At 54.0% G+C, this 18,542-nt stretch carries 17 protein-coding genes; 5 read left to right on the top strand and 12 right to left on the bottom strand.

The window, feature by feature from the left end:
• Positions 1 to 75 precede the first annotated feature (75 nt).
• Together Q4501_RS10765 and Q4501_RS10770 are read right to left on the bottom strand one after the other, a co-directional pair.
• The gene (locus tag Q4501_RS10765; RefSeq protein ID WP_303596239.1) at positions 76 to 759 is read right to left on the bottom strand and encodes an NAD-dependent deacylase; all 684 of its coding nucleotides are present in this window, start codon (positions 757 to 759) and stop codon (positions 76 to 78) included.
• A complete protein-coding gene (locus Q4501_RS10770; RefSeq protein WP_303596240.1) occupies positions 759 to 2,162 on the bottom strand; it encodes an FAD-binding oxidoreductase in 1,404 nt (467 codons plus the stop codon). The genes Q4501_RS10765 and Q4501_RS10770 overlap by 1 nt, the downstream gene beginning before the upstream one ends.
• Before the next feature lie 192 nt (positions 2,163 to 2,354).
• Between Q4501_RS10770 and serA the strand changes: the two genes are divergently transcribed.
• Positions 2,355 to 3,584 (top strand): phosphoglycerate dehydrogenase, encoded by a 1,230-nt coding sequence (gene serA, locus Q4501_RS10775; protein ID WP_303596241.1) that lies wholly within the window; start codon positions 2,355 to 2,357, stop codon positions 3,582 to 3,584.
• Positions 3,585 to 3,679: 95 nt separating this feature from the next.
• Here serA and Q4501_RS10780 read toward each other — a convergent pair whose 3' ends face one another.
• Together Q4501_RS10780 and Q4501_RS10785 are read right to left on the bottom strand one after the other, a co-directional pair.
• Positions 3,680 to 4,336, bottom strand: coding sequence for an OmpA family protein (locus tag Q4501_RS10780; protein WP_303596242.1), 657 nt, complete (start codon positions 4,334 to 4,336; stop codon positions 3,680 to 3,682).
• Positions 4,337 to 4,393: 57 nt separating this feature from the next.
• Positions 4,394 to 5,419, bottom strand: coding sequence for an alpha/beta hydrolase (locus Q4501_RS10785; RefSeq protein ID WP_303596243.1), 1,026 nt, complete (start codon positions 5,417 to 5,419; stop codon positions 4,394 to 4,396).
• Positions 5,420 to 5,498: 79 nt separating this feature from the next.
• Here Q4501_RS10785 and Q4501_RS10790 point away from each other — a divergent pair, with 79 nt between their 5' ends.
• Positions 5,499 to 6,392 (top strand): alpha/beta hydrolase, encoded by an 894-nt coding sequence (locus tag Q4501_RS10790; RefSeq protein ID WP_303596244.1) that lies wholly within the window; start codon positions 5,499 to 5,501, stop codon positions 6,390 to 6,392.
• Here the strand turns inward: Q4501_RS10790 and Q4501_RS10795 are convergent.
• From Q4501_RS10795 to Q4501_RS10810, 4 genes are read right to left on the bottom strand one after another with little or no spacing between them, the layout of a single operon-like run.
• Positions 6,370 to 6,648 carry a GIY-YIG nuclease family protein gene (locus tag Q4501_RS10795; protein WP_303596245.1) on the bottom strand — a complete coding sequence of 93 codons (279 nt, stop codon included), beginning with the start codon at positions 6,646 to 6,648 and terminating at the stop codon, positions 6,370 to 6,372. The genes Q4501_RS10790 and Q4501_RS10795 overlap by 23 nt on opposite strands.
• A complete protein-coding gene (locus tag Q4501_RS10800) occupies positions 6,638 to 7,546 on the bottom strand; it encodes a DMT family transporter (protein WP_303596246.1) in 909 nt (302 codons plus the stop codon). The genes Q4501_RS10795 and Q4501_RS10800 overlap by 11 nt, the downstream gene beginning before the upstream one ends.
• A complete protein-coding gene (locus Q4501_RS10805; protein WP_303596247.1) occupies positions 7,546 to 8,985 on the bottom strand; it encodes a sigma-54 dependent transcriptional regulator in 1,440 nt (479 codons plus the stop codon). Before Q4501_RS10805 ends, Q4501_RS10800 begins: the two co-directional genes overlap by 1 nt.
• Entirely contained in the window at positions 8,982 to 10,454 is a 1,473-nt protein-coding gene (locus tag Q4501_RS10810) for a sensor histidine kinase (protein WP_303596248.1), read from the bottom strand. The genes Q4501_RS10805 and Q4501_RS10810 overlap by 4 nt, the downstream gene beginning before the upstream one ends.
• A 190-nt stretch (positions 10,455 to 10,644) precedes the next feature.
• Here Q4501_RS10810 and Q4501_RS10815 point away from each other — a divergent pair, with 190 nt between their 5' ends.
• Complete coding sequence (locus Q4501_RS10815) at positions 10,645 to 11,046, top strand: DUF4168 domain-containing protein (RefSeq protein WP_303596249.1); 402 nt, start codon at positions 10,645 to 10,647, stop codon at positions 11,044 to 11,046.
• Positions 11,047 to 11,188: 142 nt separating this feature from the next.
• On the opposite strand, the gene chaB is transcribed toward Q4501_RS10815, so the two are convergent.
• Positions 11,189 to 11,419, bottom strand: a complete 231-nt coding sequence (chaB, locus tag Q4501_RS10820; protein ID WP_303596250.1) for a putative cation transport regulator ChaB — start codon at positions 11,417 to 11,419, stop codon at positions 11,189 to 11,191.
• A 195-nt stretch (positions 11,420 to 11,614) separates the two neighbouring features.
• On the opposite strand from chaB, the gene Q4501_RS10825 reads away from it, so the two are divergent.
• Positions 11,615 to 13,708, top strand: coding sequence for a catalase (locus Q4501_RS10825; protein ID WP_303596251.1), 2,094 nt, complete (start codon positions 11,615 to 11,617; stop codon positions 13,706 to 13,708).
• 54 nt (positions 13,709 to 13,762) lie between these two features.
• Here the strand turns inward: Q4501_RS10825 and Q4501_RS10830 are convergent, their stop codons facing one another.
• The 3 genes from Q4501_RS10830 to Q4501_RS10840 are packed head-to-tail and all read right to left on the bottom strand — an operon-like array spanning position 13,763 to position 16,752.
• Complete coding sequence (locus Q4501_RS10830; RefSeq protein ID WP_303596252.1) at positions 13,763 to 14,566, bottom strand: mechanosensitive ion channel family protein; 804 nt, start codon at positions 14,564 to 14,566, stop codon at positions 13,763 to 13,765.
• An 8-nt stretch (positions 14,567 to 14,574) separates the two neighbouring features.
• Positions 14,575 to 15,867, bottom strand: a complete 1,293-nt coding sequence (locus Q4501_RS10835) for a hypothetical protein (protein ID WP_303596253.1) — start codon at positions 15,865 to 15,867, stop codon at positions 14,575 to 14,577.
• Between the two features lie 33 nt (positions 15,868 to 15,900).
• Positions 15,901 to 16,752: a 23S rRNA (adenine(2030)-N(6))-methyltransferase RlmJ gene (locus tag Q4501_RS10840; protein ID WP_303596254.1), complete on the bottom strand. Its 852-nt coding sequence runs from the start codon at positions 16,750 to 16,752 to the stop codon at positions 15,901 to 15,903.
• A 484-nt stretch (positions 16,753 to 17,236) separates the two neighbouring features.
• On the opposite strand from Q4501_RS10840, the gene Q4501_RS10845 reads away from it, so the two are divergent.
• Entirely contained in the window at positions 17,237 to 18,535 is a 1,299-nt protein-coding gene (locus Q4501_RS10845; protein ID WP_303596255.1) for an imelysin family protein, read from the top strand.
• Positions 18,536 to 18,542: the final 7 nt, after the last annotated feature.

Raw genomic sequence — 18,542 nt, forward strand, 5'->3', positions numbered from 1 at the left:
CATCCATGGCTCCGCACAGTTTTGAAAACCCTGTCCGGATGCCCCCTCCCAAACTCAGAAATTTGCTGCCGACACCTATCTGGATAAGAAGTTTTCAATCCATTCGGCAACGCCCTCTCCTGCACTTTTACGGATAACCCTTGCCCGGGAAACGCCCGCTGGCTCGCCTGGGTCTATTACCGTGATGGGTACATCTCTCTCAACCTCATGCACCAGCCCTGCTGCCGGGTAGACCTGTAACGAGGTGCCTACGATCAGTAAGTCGTCGGCAGTACGAACCAGGTCAGCTGCCGCGTCCAGCATAGGAACTTCTTCGCCAAACCAGACAATGTGTGGGCGCAACTGTTCGCCGAGTTCACACTGCTCGCCTAGCTCGATATCCCGGTAGCCCAAATCGTAAATCAGCTCGGGGTTCAGTGAACTTCTGGCTTTGGTGAGTTCGCCGTGAAGGTGTATCACGTGGCTGGAGCCGCCTCGTTCGTGCAGGTCATCTACGTTCTGAGTGATGATGGTGACCCGGTGGCGTTTCTCCAGCTCGGCGAGCAGACGGTGGGCACGATTGGGCTGAGCCGCAGCGAGCTGTTGCCGGCGTTCATTGTAGAACCTCAGTACCAGCTCCTGATTACGCGCGAAGGCCTCGGGAGTAGCAACGTCGTAAACACTGTGTTGTTCCCAGAGGCCGCCGTTGTCACGGAAGGTGGAGAGGCCACTTTCGGCGCTGATGCCAGCGCCGGTGAGTACTACGATATGCCGTTCCATCAGTCGAAGATCTTGCCCGGGTTGATGATCCCATTGGGATCGAATACCTGTTTGATTCCTCTCAGGTAAGCGATTTCCGCTTCGCTGCGGGTGTATTGCAAGTAAGGCTTTTTAGTCATTCCCACGCCATGTTCGGCGGAGACGCTGCCTTTATATCGTTCGACGATTTCAAATACCCACTTGTTGACCTGCTGGCACTTTTCGAAGAAATCTTCTTTTGCCATGTCTTCCGGTTTGAGGATGTTGAGGTGCAGGTTGCCATCGCCGATATGCCCGAACCAGATGATCTCGAAATCCGGATAGTGGTCAGTCACAACCGCATCGATTTCCTGCAGGAAGCCAGGCACTTTGGAAACAACAACGGAAATATCGTTCTTGTAGGGTGTTCGGGGCGCGATGGACTCCGAGATTCGCTCGCGCAGCTGCCACAGGTTCTGCGCCTGGGTTTCACTCTGGCTTATAACACCATCCACCACCCAACCGTTTTCCATGCACTGTTCGAACAGGCTCATGGCGTTGTCCATGACCTGATCAGACGTTGCCTCAAACTCCAGCAACGCATAGTAAGGGGCCTCGGTTTCAAACGGAGCCGGCACTTGCCCATGGGCCAGGACATGCCCCATGGCTTGATGAGAAAAGAACTCATAGGCAGTCAGATCAAGGCCGCCCTGGAAGGTCTTGAGCACATCCATGGTGTTGCCAAGATCACTCAGCCCGAGCACCAGGACTGTAAGACTGTCAGGTTTACGCGAAAGCTTCATGGTGGCTTCGGTGATAAAGCCCAGCGTACCCTCAGCGCCGATGAAAAGGTGGCGCAGGTCGTAGCCGGTATTGTTCTTTTCCAGATCTTTGTTCAGGTCAAGGATATCGCCTTTGCCGGTGACTACCTTGAGGCCAGCCACCCAGTCTCGGCTCATGCCGTAGCGGATAACCTTGATACCTCCGGCGTTAGTTGAAAGATTACCACCCAACTGGCTGGAGCCCGCAGATGCAAAATCCACCGGATAATAGAGATAGTTTTCCTCAGCAAAATTCTGCAGTTGTTCAGTCACCACGCCTGCCTGGCAGCGAACCAACCGGTCGCTGGCACTGAAGTCCAGAATCTGGTTCATGTTATCAAAAGCAACGACGACTTCGCCGTTGGCAGCAACAGCGCCGGCACTCAGGCCGGTGCGGCCACCGGACGGAACCAGAGCAACCTGGTGCTCATTGGCGAATTTCACTAGTGCCTGAACCTGCTCGGTGGTCTTCGGGAGCACGATGGCCAAAGGATTAGGGGCGTAAATGCGCGTCCAATCCTTGCCGTAGCTTTCAAGATCAGCGGCGTCAGTCAGAACCTTTCCGGGCGTCGCTCCGGTGGCCACCAGCTCTTTGAGGGAAGCAATGATCTGTTCGGATTTCATGAAGGCATCAGTCTCGTCAGGGTTGGGCAGGAAGCTATGGACAAAAGTTTCTCAGTTCAATTGATCCAGGTGAACCCGCACACTGTGAAAAGTTCCTTTTATGGTATCATACCGCCCCTGTTCTGTGAGCTAGCCCATACGATGCCTGGCCACAGGTCACTTCATGCGACGAAAGGTTCGGAAGCAAAGCCCATGTCAACGACGTCTCTCGAAAAGAGCAAAATCCGCATTCTGCTGCTGGAAGGCGTGCATCAGTCCGCACTGGATACCCTGAATGCTGCAGGCTACACCAACATTGAGTACCTCAGTCACTCTCTGGCCGAGGAAGACCTGATTGAGAAGATTGCCGACGCACACTTTGTCGGTATTCGCTCACGCACTCAGTTGACGGAAAAAGTATTCGAGGCAGCCAAGAAGCTGGTTGCGGTGGGTTGTTTCTGTATCGGTACCAACCAGGTGGATCTGCAGGCAGCGACCCGTCGCGGTATCGCAGTCTTCAATGCACCCTTCTCCAACACCCGAAGTGTGGCCGAACTGGTTCTGGCACAGGCTATCCTCCTGTTGCGCGGTGTTCCCGAGAAAAGCGCCATGGCTCACAGGGGCGAATGGCAGAAGTCTGCAAAAGACAGTTACGAGATTCGTGGTAAAAAGCTGGGGATCATCGGTTACGGTAACATCGGCACCCAGTTCAGTGTTCTGGCCGAAGCCTTGGGCATGGACGTATATTTTTACGATGTGGTTTCCAAGCTATCCATCGGCAATGCCACCCAAGTGGGCACGATGCAGGAACTGCTCAACATCGCGGATGTTGTGAGCCTGCATGTTCCGGAAACACCGGCCACCAGGTACATGTTCAAGGCTGAGCAACTGGCCCAGATGAAGCCAGGTTCTATCCTGATGAACGCATCCCGCGGCACGGTCGTTGATATTGACGCACTGGCCGACACTCTGAGAAGCGGCAAACTGCTCGGCGCGGCGATCGACGTGTTCCCTACCGAACCCAAGTCCAACAACGAAGAATTTGTTTCTCCGTTACGGGAATTCGACAACGTTATCCTGACCCCGCACGTGGGCGGCTCCACCATTGAAGCCCAGGAAAACATCGGGCGCGAAGTAGCCGAAAAACTGGCTATGTACAGCGACAATGGTACCTCTGTGTCGTCAGTAAACTTCCCGGAAGTTGCCTTGCCGTCGCACCCGAACCAGCACCGCTTGCTGCACATTCATGAAAACGTGCCGGGCGTAATGTCTGAGATCAACCAGGTCTTCTCCGAAAACGGTATCAACATTTGCGGTCAATACCTGCAAACCAAAGAAGACATTGGCTATGTCGTGGTTGATGTAGACAAGGCTTACGGTGAGCTTGCACTGGAAAAACTGCTCCAGGTCAAAGGCACAATCCGGGGTCGCGTTCTGTTCTGAACAGACGACTAGCTGCACAAAAAAACCGGAGCGATTTGCTCCGGTTTTTTTGTGCCCGGCAGAACCGGGATGCTAACCATCCATGCAGTATCTGTTTACTGCATAGGCACCAACGTCAGCTCAACACGACGATTTTGTTCACGCCCTGCGGAGGTGTCGTTGGAAGCAATGGGGTAACGCTCACCGTAACCCACCGCGCGGGTACGGTTAGACTCAATGCCCTGGTTTAGCAGGAAGTCTCGCACTGAGCCTGCACGACGCTCACTGAGCAGTTGGTTGTAACTATCTGAACCCGAGCTGTCGGTGTGACCCTCAATCTGGATAATGGTCTTATTGAACTCTTTCAACACCAGGGCGACAGATTCGAGGGTGTTAGTGAAACCACCCCGGATGGATGTCTGGTTCAGGTCAAAGGTAATATTGCCGGGCATGATGAGCTCAATCTGATCACCATTACGGACCACACGAACACCACTACCTTCCAGCTTCTGCCTCAACTGGGCTTCTTGCCGATCCATATAGTAACCAATACCACCACCAACAGCCGCACCACTTGCGGCGCCAATCAATGCTCCCTTTCCACGGTCGCTTTTGCTGGAGGTTGCAGCACCAACGGCTGCGCCACCAATTGCGCCAATGATACTGCCTTTGGTCGCATCAGAAGTCTTCTGCTCGCCGGTGTACGGATCATAAGTCATACAACCGGCAAGGCCCATGGTCGCTACTGCTACTGCAAGCATTGTTCTCTTCAAAACATTCTCCTGTTGCTGATTGTACTGCAGACGGCTTTAAACTCTCTGGCACTCTTATCAATGAGAATCAGGAGTCTCAGCGACGCCTGCCACTGAATGATCAAATGTATCAATAATGGCATTGAAGACGGTTGCCTGTAAGTCCTTGGCTTCGTTCACCAGATGATGACGCCCGTCGATAATTCTTACTTCCTCTACCGATGCAAACTTGTTACGGATAATTCTCAAATTGTGTTGCCAGTCTACAGTCTGGTCTTTTTCGCCCTGAACGACAGTAACCGGAAAGTCTACGGGGCGAGCTGATTCTATGTGCGGTATCCAGGTGCGCAGAGCGCTTACCCAGTCCACGTGAACGGCTCTTGCCTGCAATGGGTCATGTTCGCGCAGGAAGCGTAAAAAGCGGGTGTTGCCGCTGTTCGCTGCAAATACACGCTGCCAGCGGGTAACGAAGGGCTTCACCATGGTGTGCAATACTTTAGCGCCAAGCCAACCTGCAGGCCGCACCAATGGTGCCAGCAAAACCACTTTGCGGAACTCCGATGTTTCCCGGGAGTGATGGTTCGACAAAAGGTAGTCAATCAGTATGCCCCCACCTGTACTCTGTCCAACCGCAAACCAGGGCCCCCGGATTTTATCGCGGACATGGGCCAGAACTTCTGACAGCACCCCCTGATACTCAAGAAAACTACCAATTGCAGCCGGCGTGCCGCTGGAAAGTCCATGGCCCGGCTGGTCGTAAGTCAGCACATCAAAGCCAGCCGCAAGGCAGCGCTCAATCAATTGGCTATATAAACCTACATGATCAAAGTAGCCGTGCAGGATGAACACAGTGCCACGCTCTGCACAAGACTCCGGTAGCCGGAAATAGTGCACCATTACTTCGTGCTGGCCTGCTGTCACATACCCTTGATGATACGCAACATCCGGATGCTCAACCCAGAGATCAAGTCCATAGAAACGGCAGTACGCCACCATTTCCTCGCTGAGCTCTCTCCGCTCTTCCGGGTCGAATGGCTCTAGCCGGTCCAACAGGGATTTACGATTCCAGTCCGGTATTTCTATGGTATCCGTTTTCCAGTACACGTAGAGTTAAACGCCTGTCATGAATAGATAATACGAATTAAGATACATAATCCTAACCCATAGCGGGGGCATAACACAGATGTTGCAACATCTTCTTGAAACCGGACTGCGCCAGACCATGAATCGGCTGGTCAGGCCAGCACTTCATCCAGCAGTCCCGGTTTCGGTTCAGCGCGCTTTGATCAGCCAGGCCTACCGAAGCTCCGTACCGCCCCGCGGCTGCCGTTTCCAGACAGCTACATTAGCAGATAGACCTGTCGTGAAAAGTTCTTATGGCCAGACCTCGCGGGGCGCAGTCCTGTACCTTCATGGTGGAGGCTATATCATCGGCTCGGCGGCCACTCATAAAGGGCTTACCGGACACCTGGCCAAAACAAGCGGCTGCATGGTAATTACACCAGACTACCGTCTTGCTCCCGAGCACCCTTTCCCGGCCGCACTGGACGACGCTGAGGCCGCCTGGCTGGCGCTGATTGAAGAGGGGTTTGCACCCGGGCAAATTGCCATTGCAGGTGATTCGGCCGGCGGCGGGCTGGCCATCGCTCTAGCTATGCGCTTGCGTGACAACACTCAATCCTTGCCATCATCAATTACGGTTTTTTCACCGTGGATGGATCTGACTCAGGAAGCGCTGTATTCACCCGAATGCGAACCGGTACTACAACCACGCTGGACCGCAAAAGCCGCAAAGCTTTACGCTGGCGGAGAATCTCTACGCACCCCCCTAATCTCTCCAATTTTCGGTAAGTTTGAGGATTTGCCACCACTATTGATACAGGTCGGCAGCCAAGAAATTCTGCTCAACGATGCAGAACGGCTTGCGGATGCGGCCAGAAAAGCCGGAGTAAAAACCTACCTTGAGGTGTTTAACAGCCTTTGGCACGTGTTTCAGGTTCACAGTGGACAACTGGACAGAGCAACCGCTGCCGTGCAAACCGCTGGCGAGCATATCAGAGAACATCTGGCAGACTGAGCACTCCGAGCACTAGCGCCTCTTTACGTTGTCGTGGCCACCGCTTGATGTGCCACTCCAACTTTGATGCGTGGCTGCGGTCGCCGGCTGGTGAACTGAACACCAGCTCCAGTGGCCCCTTCCCTCTGAGGCTTCGGGCGCCCTTCGGCGCGCCAGCCTGATGTTCAGCAAAGCGTCGAGGCACATCTGTGCTAATACCAGTGTAAAGCGCACCACTGGCGGTGCGTACCAGGTAAACAGACCAATCAGTCGCCATTGATCAATACCCGCTCCCTTGCTTTCACTTTTTTCTGCTGTAACCAGAGGCCAGCCATAATGAGCACCAGACCGATGTAGGTCGATGACAGGATCCGCTCTCCAAGAATCAAATAGATAAAAACGAGAGAGAGGAAAGGTGAAATGAAGATCAGGTTGCTCACTCTCGAGGTGTTTTCCGCCTTTTTCATGGCATAGGACCAGAGTACAAAGGCGATGCCCATCTCAAATGTGCCGACGTAGACCGCGGCAGCAATTGAGCCGGTTGCCGGCATGCTCAACCCTTCTGTCCACCAGCAGATCAAAGCAATAACAGGAAGCCCGAACAAAAAGTTGAGAAACAGACCGACCACAGGATCCCGGGTATCGCGGGTCGCAATAATCCAGTAAGAAGCCCAGACAAGCGTGCTGCCGATAGCCAGTGAGACGCCCAGCGGATCTGAAAAGCTGAGCGTAGTCACAGCACCACGGGTTGCGATCACTACGACCCCGGCGTAACACACCAGCCCGGCGACAATATCCAGACTGCGCAGGCGATGCCCCAGAAATGGCACCGAGAGATAAGCCAAAACCAGCGCCCAAGTATAATTTAACGGCTGTGCTTCTTGTGCTGGCAGCCGGTCAAAAGCGCCAAACAGCAGAAAGTAATACAGGCAGGGGTTGATCAAACCCATACCAAACGACTGGATGTATTGCCTTTTACCTAGCGAAAACACCAGATGCCAACGCTTCTGCAATAACAGAATGCCGCCCATGACCAATACAGATGAAGCGCAAGCAACCAGCAGCATTTGTACGGGGGCGAGATCCGCAAGCGCCAGCTTGAAAGCGGTAGCCACAGTAGACCAGAGCAGCACCGTGCCCAGCCCATACATCATGGCTGTTTTCTGATTCGTCATTACAGCCCCCCTTTCAGCTCCCCTGCATCGGTGCCTTCAGAATGAGATTCATCACTTGTCTTGTCCGCCGCCTGATCTGCTGCCAGCCAACGGTACAAGGTACGTCGGTTAATGCCGAGAATCTGTGCTGCCCGGCGTTTGTTGCCGCTAACCGCCTGCATTACCTCGCGCACATAGTCTTGCTGAAGGTGTTCCAGCGTTGGCCATTCAGAAATGTTTCCAGCGGATCGCGCCGCTTCAGGGTTCACCGATCCGACCCGACGCTTCCTGATGCGCTCAGGCAGATGATCAGGCTGAATGGTATCGCCTTCACAGAAAGTAACCGCCCTCTCGATTGCGCTACCCAGCTCGCGGACATTCCCCGGAAACGGATAATCCATCAAAGTGCGGGAGCTTACCTCACTGAGCTTGAGAAATCCGCGTTGGTGCTTACGAGCTATCTCCCTTAAAAAGTGCATTGCCAGAAGGTCGACATCATCCCCCCGCTCTCTCAGCGGTGGAATACGCAGGCTAAGAGTTTCCAGGCGATAATAGAGGTCTTCCCGGAAGCTTCCTTCGTGCACGGCCTTCAGCAAATCCACATGGGTAGCGGCGAGGATTCGCACGTCCACTGGCTCTTCCTGATCCGCACCTACCGGTTTGACCATGCCTTCCTGCAAAACCCGGAGCAGCTTCGCCTGCAACGCCAGAGGCATTTCTCCTATTTCATCAAGCAACAAGGTGCCACCATGGGCTTCTGCGAACAGGCCTTTTCGAGCCTGACGGGCGCCGGTAAACGCACCCGCCTCATGGCCGAAAAACTCACTCTCCATCAACTCGCCGGGAATGCCGGCGCAATTGACAGCTACAAAAGACCCTGAACTCCGCCCGCTAGCCTGATGGATCGCTCTCGCCACCAACTCCTTACCTGTGCCACTTTCGCCGCAGATCAGCACGGCAGCTTCGCTGCGCGCAATTTGCCGGATTTCCGAGCGGAGCCGAACCATGCTTTCATGCTCACCTATCAGGCCAAGAGACTGATCCTCGCCTTTGTGCGCAAGAAACTGCTGCAATTGCCGGGTGAGATCGGCCTGAGTCAGTAACCGGCGTATCTTCAGGCGCAGGTGGTCAGTAGATAAGGGTTTGGTCAGAAAATCATCTGCTCCGGCTTTTAGTGCATCAACGGCCTGATCCACGGTCCCGAACGCGGTAATGATGATAAAAGGCAGGCTACGGCCGTCAGCCTGAGCTGCCTTTAGTAGCTCCAGCCCATCGCCATCCGGCAGACGAAGGTCAGAGACAACCAGATCCGGTGTTTCTTCAGCAAGCAGCCTGCAGGCCTCATTTACTGTACCGGCCCGAGTTACGCTATAGCCATCCAGCTCGAGCTCTTCGCTCAACAGCAAGCTCAGGCTGACATCATCTTCCAGAAGCAGGATAGTTGCCTGTTGCTCTTTCATTCCGCTACCTCCGCGGGCCAGAACAGACTCATCCGGCACCCGCCTGTTTCATTGCTGCCGATTTCAATCCGGCCACCGTGCTCCTTCAATACACTACTGACGACCGCAAGCCCAAGCCCTGTACCCTCTCCAGCTGGCCGGGTACTGTAAAACGGCTCAAATACAGACTTCCGCTTCTCCGCCTCTATGCCTGGGCCGTCGTCGTCTACCCGTACCTCCCACTCGTTATTGCTGCAAAGCAGCGATACGATCACTTCAGAACGGGCGGCCTGGCAGGCGTTGCGGACGACATTAAGACACGCCAGTTCCAACCTCATGGGTTCTGCCCTGACCCTCGCGTTCACATCAAGGCCTTCACTCAGCAAGCGCTTGCCGCGGCATTTATCATCTTCAGTAGCACGCTCCAGGGCGTCCCGGAGAACCGTACTGAGGCTGATTGGCCTTCTTGAATCCGGCACATGACGAAAGCAATCCAGGAGTTGCTGAATAATCGTGGTCATACGCCCAACCTGATAACCGATATCATCCAACTGCCGACGCTGATCTTCCGTAAGCGTCTGTCGTGCCATGATATTTGCGCGCCCCTGAATTACATTCAACGGGGCGCCAAGTTCGTGTGCGACGCCTCCGGCCACGCGCCCGATCATGGCAATTTTCTCCTGGTACTCAAGACGCTCGGCCAATTCGCGTTCCTTGATCACGCGCTGTTGTATTTCCTCTTCCGCCCGAGCCATGCGCTCTCCCATGTCCCGCACACCACCGTATATCTGCCGCAATTCACGGGGGCCGGACGCTTCCGCACCAAGGCGCCATTGCCCGGGAGCCAGGCTTGCCATGGTATTCAATAGCCGGCTTACATGCCGCCCCACCGCACCATAATGCCCGAGCACCACCACCAGAATGATCGTGATCGCAAGAGCCGACCAGATAGACACAGCCCACAGGCGCATTGAGGCAAGAAGGTCATGAAAGTCACTGCGCCTACGAGTTACCTGCAGCAACCCCTGTATCCGGCCATCGTCGGCTACCAGCGGAGTGAAGTGCGAAAATACTGATTGCCCGTCGACCCAGCGAAAAGCGCCCCCCAATTCGCCGCTATTGATGACCTGTTCAGCGCTGGCACTATTACCCACATCGGTATCTGCAAGGCCCAGGCTGGAGACTCGCGCGCCATCCTTGTCAAACACCGACGCTCCTGAAACACGGCCAATCCGGAAGATCGACTTCAGGGAGTCGCTCATCACTAATTCATCTTTTTCCTGCATCGCCCGGGAGAGCGGACCGCTGGCCGCACGGGCAACCAGTTCCAGGTCTTCACGCAGGCGGTCATTCAAGGCTCGTTCAACCGCACCAAACCCCAGGTAGATGGCAAGCCCGCTGATGAGAAGCAGAGGGACAACAATGCTCAATACCAGTGTTAACTGTATCGATCCAAAAACCTGGCCGGCGTTTCTGAGTAAAGGTTTCATCCTGGCTCCCACGACATAATTGCCACACCTTTCTGCCACATGTGACATTTCGCCACAACCTTCATTACCTCAGATTAACCAGAATTTTCGCGTAAGTTTATGTTTTAACTACATAAAATAAAAACCAAAGAAGCTGGCACGGTGCTTGATACATCAACAATGAACCTACACGAAACAGGAGAAGTCGATTATGAATATGAACAAAGTACTCGTATCCATTACCGCATCCGTTGCCCTGCTGGCCGCAGCTCCCGTTATGGCAGAGCAGGCGCAGCAAAACCCGGCCGCCACAGATTCAAGCGGCTACTCAAACCCTGCAGCAACAGGTACTCAGAAGACCGATTACAACGATGCAGAACTGAAAAAGTTCATCGACGCCCAGGAAGGCATTACCGAAGTGCGCGAGGAGTATATCGATAAAATCGAATCAGCGGATTCCCAGCAGAAAGCTCAGGAACTGCAGATGGAAGCTAACGATGAGATGGTAACGGTTATCGAAGAGGCGGGCATGGACATCCCGACCTATAACGCCATCGCCACCGCTTACAGCAGTGAGCCGAAGGTACGTAACCGTATTGAAGCGCTGATGTAATCGCCGGGCGAAACCGGACAAGCTGTTCGTCAGTTTAGCCCCGCCAAGTGCGGGGCTTTTTTACAGAAATCTGACAACCCTTACTGCAAATCTCTCTGTCCATTGCCAGGTAGTCTTAGCTCAGCGTGCGAAAAGGAAATCGCTAATCCTTATCTCTTACCCAGCGGTCCCCTTCTTTATGATATTCCTGCTTTACTGCAGCCCAAGCGACTTTGTGAGCGGTTTCCTCGCGTCCTGAGTCGTCCCGGCGGTCGTCTGGATCACTGTATTCGTCCCACGCTGAGTTAAACGCTTTGCGATAGATTTCCTGAGCATGAGAGGGAAGGTTGTCGGTAACCTGTTCTGGCAACTCCGATTTACTTGAATACGGCATAAATACCTCCCTGAATGAGGGGTTGGCTACGCGCCTTGCCGGCGCACTCCGCCAACATAATTAACAATCTTTGCGACTGCCTTCAACGCGCAAATAATGACAGCAGCCTTAAGAATTATTCACAACCGCTCCTTCCAGCATTATTCACACTAGACTAACTCCGGTAACTGTCGATATCGCGAAAGGAGACATTCTATGACTCATAATTCCGATCATCCAAAACACTCCGCCGCTAAGGGCGGTGAGTGGCATCAGCTTTCTGACAAAACGCACCCGACGCTTACAACCCAACAGGGCGTACCCATTGCCGACGACCAAAACTCTCTACGCGCCGGAGCTAGAGGACCGGGGCTGCTTGAAGATCAGGTCATGCGGGAGAAGATCTTCCATTTCGATCACGAGCGGATTCCGGAGCGGGTTGTTCATGCCCGCGGCGTTGGTTTCCATGGCTACTTTGAGAACTATAAAAACCAATCGGAGCTCACGACAGCAGATCTGTTTCAGCGCCCTGGCGAACAGACCCCCGTCTTCGTAAGGTTTTCAACCGTCGCGGGAAATAAAGGCTCCGCCGACCTGCCTCGTGATGTCCGTGGGTTTGCGACCAAATTCTATACCCAACAAGGCAACTGGGACCTGGTAGGCAATAACATTCCGGTCTTCTTTATTCAGGACGCAATGAAGTTTCCGGATCTGGTCCACGCCGTAAAGGAAGCACCGGATCGCGGTTTTCCGCAAGCCCAATCCGCCCACGACAATTTTTGGGATTTTGTCAGCCTGATGCCCGAAAGTACTCATATGCTGATGTGGGCCATGTCCGACCGGGCAATACCCCGTTCCCCCCGATTCATGGAAGGCTTCGGCGTACACAGCTTCCGCTTTGTTAATGCTCGGGGGGAGTCGCACTTCGTGAAATTCCACTGGAAACCGAAACTGGGGCTTCAATCAGTTGTCTGGAACGAAGCTGTGAAGATCAACGGTGCAGATCCCGACTTTCATCGCCGGGACATGTGGGACGCCATCCAACGCGGCGATTACCCTGAATGGGAATTAGGGGTACAGATTTTTGACGACGCCTTTGCGGACGAGTTCGAGTTCGACATATTAGATCCCACAAAACTTATTCCGGAGGAACAGGTTCCGGTAACACCGCTTGGCAAAATGGTGTTGAACCGCGTGGTCGATAATTTTTTTGCTGAAACGGAGCAAGTTGCCTTCTGCACGCAAAATATCGTCCCAGGTATGGATCATTCAAATGACCCTCTCCTTCAGGGCCGCAACTTCTCCTATCTGGATACCCAGACCAAACGCCTGGGCGGGCCAAACTTTACGCACATTCCGATAAATGCACCCAAATGCCCGATGCATCACTTTCAGCAAGATGGCCACATGGCGATGACCAACCCCAGAGGCCGGGCAAATTACGAACCCAACAGCTGGGATGACAACCCAGGGCCCCGGGAAAACCCTGAGCTAGGGTTTCAGAGCTTTCCTGAGGAGATATCTGGCACCAAAGTGCGCGAGAGATCCCCCACTTTTGCCGATCACTATAGCCAGGCGTGGCAGTTCTATATCAGTCAGACCGAAACGGAGCAAAATCATATTGCCGATGCGTTCGTATTCGAGTTGAGCAAGGTGGAGAGGGAGGATATACGTATCAGGATGGTGAGCCACTTGTTAAACGTGGATGACACCCTTGCCAACAAAGTTGCCGACGGACTCGGGCTGGAATCGCTGCCAGACGCAGCTGCCGCCGCGGTAGAGCCGAGAAAAGACCTTGCCCCCTCTGACGCCCTGAGCATTTTAAAGAGCGGACCCTCGAGTTTTGCTGGCCGCAAGCTTGGAGTGTTTGTCAGTGAAGGCACGGATGCAAAGATCTTCGATGCCCTGAAGGCTGCAGCAGAGCATGAGGGCGCAGTGCTTGCTGTAATTGCGCCGGTCATTGGTGGCGTAACCGATAGCAGTGGCCGAAAAATCAGCGCGAACGAGAAAATTGATGGAGGACCGTCTGTGCTTTTCGATGCCGTCGCTCTCTTGCCTGGCGACAAGGGCATTCAAAAACTCGCACGCCACAGCCCGGTTCGCGATTTCATCAGTGATGCTTTTGCCCACTGCAAGTTCATTGGCTATAACACAGCCGCTGAGCCTTTACTGGAAAGCGCTGGCCTTGCTGAAAGCAAAGATGACGGATGCATAGAGATCGATATCATCGAGGACTCTTGTGCACGTTTCATCGAACGCTGCCGTGATTTACGTTACTGGCCACGTGAAGATGCAGTTAACAAAGTATGAAAACCTGACACTCAGGGCGAAGTGATTAAAGTTGGCCGGGTTTCGCGGCCAACTTTAATCTACAGCGACCGGCACCGAGACAAACTTGACGCCCTGGCGCGCCAATTCAGCAGAACCACGTGCCGTAAGTTCGGAGATAAACTGAAACTGCTCTTTAGGGGCGAACGGGTAAGCCTTCAATCGATAATGCATACCCCACGGCTTGTTGAATACAATCACGACCACAGGCTGCCAGGTTTTTGTTCTCGGGCTAGTAAAAGCCACATCTCTGAGCAACTCACGCACCCGGCCGACATCATGGTTCGACTCAAGATGAAAATCGGCCACGCACATCAGGTTGTCGGTGCCATCGTTACCGTTGGCAATCAATGAGTTCCACAATTTGTTATGAGGGATAATCACAACCGTGTCATCCGGAGTAACAATCTCCGCCGCACGCGTTCCTATCGCCCGCACTTCACCGTACTGCCCGTCTACCTCAATCCAGTCACCTGGCCGGTAAGGCATCTCATAGAGGGTCACAATGCCAGCGATCAGGCTGTTCGCATAATCCTTGAAAGCAAAGCCCAGAGCCAACGCCAGGGCGCCAAAAATAGCCACCATATTTTCAAACGATGGCTCCACCAGAATCGGAACCACGACCACAATCGTGGCGAGAATGATTAACAGCCGAAGCAGGGGCACAGACGCCAGCAGGTAAAGGCGCGCCTTGCCACCCAGCTTTTGCGCAACCCGCGGAAGCACCTTCTGAATCGCTACGGTTAACAGGGAGGCGAGAGCAATAACAAGCACAGCCTCCAACAGCGCCTGCCCGGTTATGGAGGCAAAGGCGTCTTTGATACCAAGGTCATCGATCATGGTCGCTCCTAAAACTGATCAAGCGGGAATCCCCAACTCTGCAGGTGGCGCCTGACCGTGGGATACCCGATGGGTGTTACTCGCCAGCGCTCGCCGGGCTGTTCACAGATCACCAGTTCAGCACGCTTCAACCGTGACAGCACCAGGCTCAGCTCATAGGCGGAAACACCAGTGACCACCTCCAAAGAGGCTATATCGAGGCTGTTGTGCAGCAACAACCCATGCAGCACGAAACCGGTGACACTCTCCTTGCTCTGCGGCATGGTCGGAAGGCTCAACCGCTCCAGTGGCACAACCCAGCAGTCCGCCGCCCGGCTTTGTTTCTCCGACATTTCGCCGTCACCTTCCAGCTTGGCGTCATCATCTGGCTGTGCACGCAAGGATCTCTGCCAGATGGCCAGGGCCACGCCGGGATTGCCGCGAGATGTCGCCGCCAGGTCACGCAAAAAATTACTGTATTTGCGCTTCTTACTTCTCTTCTTTTTTTCAATATCATCTGGCTCAGGCTGGGGCAGCACGTAATGACCATCACCGGTCATCCTTACGACCACCGACGATTTTCTGCCTTTCGAAGCCAGATAAGTAAACCAGACACCCAATCGCTCAGAGTTCATTGGCGCAGGCGTCCAGGGTGACATTTGGGCGTTTTCAAGATAATGCCCCCAATATCGCCAACACCAACTTGAGCACCCCACAATACCTGCACCCGCATTGCCATTTGCGATCCTGCGAAACAGCTCCTTGACCAAGGCCAGACCTGAAAGACGTCTCAACCAGAATTCTGCAAGCTCAGTGATTACCCAGGGGCGAGACAAATCCTGGTTGTCCCACCATTCACAGGCTTCCTGATCGCTGAACGCCAAGGTCTCAGGCGGCGCAATAATAGTCCATTCGCCAGTCCCACCAGGGATAAAGCCCGACGGCCCAGACTCAGAAAAACAAGCTAGCGACTGCTGCACTCCAGAAAAAGGCGGCGCCACCAGGCAGACAACTTCGCGGCTGAGCGCGCCTTCGGAGCGTGCGTGATCAAGACTGGAGGCAATAACGACCGCCTGGCGTGCATAATCCGGCTCCGGGGCGAGCCGATGTTGCTGGGCGATGGAAAGTTCGGGTAGGTCGTCCATGCTCTCAAAAGGCTCTTCGGCCTGAGACACACCGGCCCGCAGCTGTGTAAGTGCATGGCTAATTGCATCTTTTAGCGAACGCCGCACAGAGGTCTCAGGCAACGCCCACTGCTCAGCAGACATCAAACCACCAGGAAGACACGGGTCAGCATTATTCTCGTTGGTTGTTTCCTTCAAAAACAGCTCCTCCATGGCGAGCGGCTACCCGGTCTACTCAGGCAGCAACCAGCCCTGTTCGTGGGAAAGACCCAGCACAGACTCTCCGGCGATATCCCCAATCATGGCAGAAAATCGTTTATCAAACCCCCAAGGCGGGTTGACCACCAACATGCCGGAACCGGTCATGCCCCGCTCCGGAGGCGTTTTCAGATGGACCTCGCTGCACCACACTTTACGCATCGGGCTGTTTTCCAATGACTGCTTCAACGCAGTATGCAAACCACTGGTAAGAATCGGATACCAGACAAGATAGACCCCATGACGGCATTTTTGCCATGCTTTCTGCAAAGTAGTGGCAACATCAAGATACTCGGATTTGATTTCGTAAGAGGGGTCAATCAACGTGATCAGCCTGGGTTGAGCGGGCGGCAGGTTCCGCAACAGGCCTTTCAAGCCATCTTCATGCAGAACCCGCACACTCTTACCCTGCCCCCGGTCCGCAGCCCAGCCTTCAAGCTGGCCGCTTTCCGAAGGGTGAAGCTCAAACGCCGTCAACGAATCACCCCGGCGCAGGGCATGACGAAGCCAGGCCGGGGAGCCCGGATAAACTGTCAGTGGGCCTTCGCCGGCATTGAAATGCGACAACAGATCCACAACTGGCTGCCAGTCTTCAGAAGTAAAAGCGTTCCGACTGGTCCAGAATTTTTGCACGCCCGAATCCGCTTCTGCAGTTTTCCGTGCGCGCTCACTCTTAAGGTCATAGACGGCGCTACCCGCGTGGGTATCAAAGCAGGCAATGGCAGAGGGCTTCGCCTGCATCATGGAGATGGCAAGCGTTAATGCACCGTGCTTTTGCACATCCGCAAAATTCCCGGCGTGAAAAGCGTGAAGATAACTCAACATAAATCAGCTCCCTGTAAACAGGAGCTATTAGGCCCGAGCGCGCACTCGCTGTGCAAGCTAACGCCTGCAAAAGCCTCGCAAAGTGAACAGAAAATGGGGATTCTGCCGGATGTCAGCCAGAACGGCTCCCACTTGAGGAGGCCTGACCTGAACCACAGCACTCGGGCCGACCCTGCGCAACATTGCCTTTATCGACCGACTTACGGAGCGATTGCCACGCAGAGAACACACTTTTTGAGGAGCCTGCTAGTCGAACCACTGATCCACTCATGCTTTTCTCCAAATTAAGAGCACGTTTGAATCAGAATTTAGCATCACAAATTGTAATTGCAAATGATTATCATTAAAAATTGATATCGAGCAGGTTTTTGTTCTACCTTGGCCCGCGCTAAAGCATGCTTGCGTTAAGACACTTTAACAAACATAATTACGAACGATAATGCCTCCCATTTACATAGCCGCTTCTCAACTTTCGGAGTTCTCAATGAAAGCAATGTTCCGACCAGCCCCTCTGGCACTTACCGTCGCTGCGGTTTTAACCGCTGGTTGCGCCAACACTACCCAGACAGATTCTGCTGCGTCCCAACCAGCCACGAAAGCATCGGTTGTTGAACACTATGCCGATCTTGCACATGCAGGGTACGAAGACGCACTGATCACAGCAAAAACACTGAACAAAGCCACAGACCGTTTACTCGCAAACCCTACAGAGGCCAATTTGCAAGCAGCTAAAGAAGCCTGGCTTGCAGCCCGCGTACCCTATCAGCAAACAGAAGTGTTCCGCTTCGGCAACACGATTGTAGATGACTGGGAAGGCCAGCTGAATGCGTGGCCACTGGATGAGGGCCTGATCGACTACGTGCAGGCAGACGATTATCAGTATGAGCTGGGCAACGCAGGCGCAACTGCCAATATCATTGGAAGCGACAGCCTCAACGTTGGTGGTGAAACCCTTGATGTAACAAACCTTTCTGCCGAACTCCTTGCCGACCTGAATGAAATTGGCGGCTCGGAAGCCAACGTTGCAACCGGCTACCACGCCATCGAATTTCTGCTATGGGGCCAGGATTTGCATGGCTTTGAGCCTGGCAGTGGCGAACGCCCGGTAACCGACTACGCCACCGGTGCCGACTGCACCAACGGCAACTGCGAGCGCCGGGGTGAATACCTCGATGCCGCCACGGACCTTTTGATTTCTGATCTGGAGTGGATGGTCGCACAGTGGGCGCCAGGCGCCTCAGACAACTACCGCAGCCAGCTTGTAAATGCCGACGCCAACGAAGGCGTGCAGAAAATGCTGTTCGGAATGGGTTCTTTGTCGCTGGGAGAGCTTGCTGGCGAACGCATGAAAGTGGCTCTTGAAGCCAACTCCTATGAAGATGAACACGACTGTTTCAGCGACAACACCCACAATTCCCACTATTACAATGGTCAGGGCATCCAGAACGTATACACTGGCACCTATCGGCGCGTAGACGGTAGCCTGGTAACAGGCCCATCGCTGTCTGATCTTGTAAAACAGGGCAATCCCGAGCTGGATGCACGCCTGAATGCACAACTGGATGCTTCAATGAAGGCGCTGGGCGTAATGAAATCCAAGGCCGAATCGAGCCAGAACCCCATGCCATTTGATAGAATGATTGCACCGGGCAACACCAGCGGCGCAACCGTTGTTAATGGCGCAATCATGGCGCTGGTTGAACAGACTGGCTCCATTGAGCAGGCTGCTCGTCAACTGGGCCTTGAGGCTTTGTCGCCAGACGACGCCGGCCACTCTTTCTGACGGGAAA

Origin of the sequence: Marinobacter sp. 2_MG-2023, from assembly GCF_030546935.1 — a bacterium.
Lineage (GTDB): Bacteria > Pseudomonadota > Gammaproteobacteria > Pseudomonadales > Oleiphilaceae > Marinobacter.

Excerpts from the sequence above, each read along its gene's own strand:
- Q4501_RS10765 (WP_303596239.1), bottom strand. The coding sequence starts at position 759 with ATGGAACGGCATATCGTAGTACTCACCGGCGCTGGCATCAGCGCCGAA.
- Q4501_RS10770 (WP_303596240.1), bottom strand. The coding sequence starts at position 2,162 with ATGAAATCCGAACAGATCATTGCTTCCCTCAAAGAGCTGGTGGCCACC.
- serA (WP_303596241.1), top strand. The coding sequence starts at position 2,355 with ATGTCAACGACGTCTCTCGAAAAGAGCAAAATCCGCATTCTGCTGCTG.
- Q4501_RS10790 (WP_303596244.1), top strand. The coding sequence starts at position 5,499 with ATGTTGCAACATCTTCTTGAAACCGGACTGCGCCAGACCATGAATCGG.
- Q4501_RS10795 (WP_303596245.1), bottom strand. The coding sequence starts at position 6,648 with ATGGCGACTGATTGGTCTGTTTACCTGGTACGCACCGCCAGTGGTGCG.
- Q4501_RS10800 (WP_303596246.1), bottom strand. The coding sequence starts at position 7,546 with ATGACGAATCAGAAAACAGCCATGATGTATGGGCTGGGCACGGTGCTG.
- Q4501_RS10805 (WP_303596247.1), bottom strand. The coding sequence starts at position 8,985 with ATGAAAGAGCAACAGGCAACTATCCTGCTTCTGGAAGATGATGTCAGC.
- Q4501_RS10810 (WP_303596248.1), bottom strand. The coding sequence starts at position 10,454 with ATGAAACCTTTACTCAGAAACGCCGGCCAGGTTTTTGGATCGATACAG.
- Q4501_RS10815 (WP_303596249.1), top strand. The coding sequence starts at position 10,645 with ATGAATATGAACAAAGTACTCGTATCCATTACCGCATCCGTTGCCCTG.
- chaB (WP_303596250.1), bottom strand. The coding sequence starts at position 11,419 with ATGCCGTATTCAAGTAAATCGGAGTTGCCAGAACAGGTTACCGACAAC.
- Q4501_RS10825 (WP_303596251.1), top strand. The coding sequence starts at position 11,615 with ATGACTCATAATTCCGATCATCCAAAACACTCCGCCGCTAAGGGCGGT.
- Q4501_RS10830 (WP_303596252.1), bottom strand. The coding sequence starts at position 14,566 with ATGATCGATGACCTTGGTATCAAAGACGCCTTTGCCTCCATAACCGGG.
- Q4501_RS10840 (WP_303596254.1), bottom strand. The coding sequence starts at position 16,752 with ATGTTGAGTTATCTTCACGCTTTTCACGCCGGGAATTTTGCGGATGTG.
- Q4501_RS10845 (WP_303596255.1), top strand. The coding sequence starts at position 17,237 with ATGAAAGCAATGTTCCGACCAGCCCCTCTGGCACTTACCGTCGCTGCG.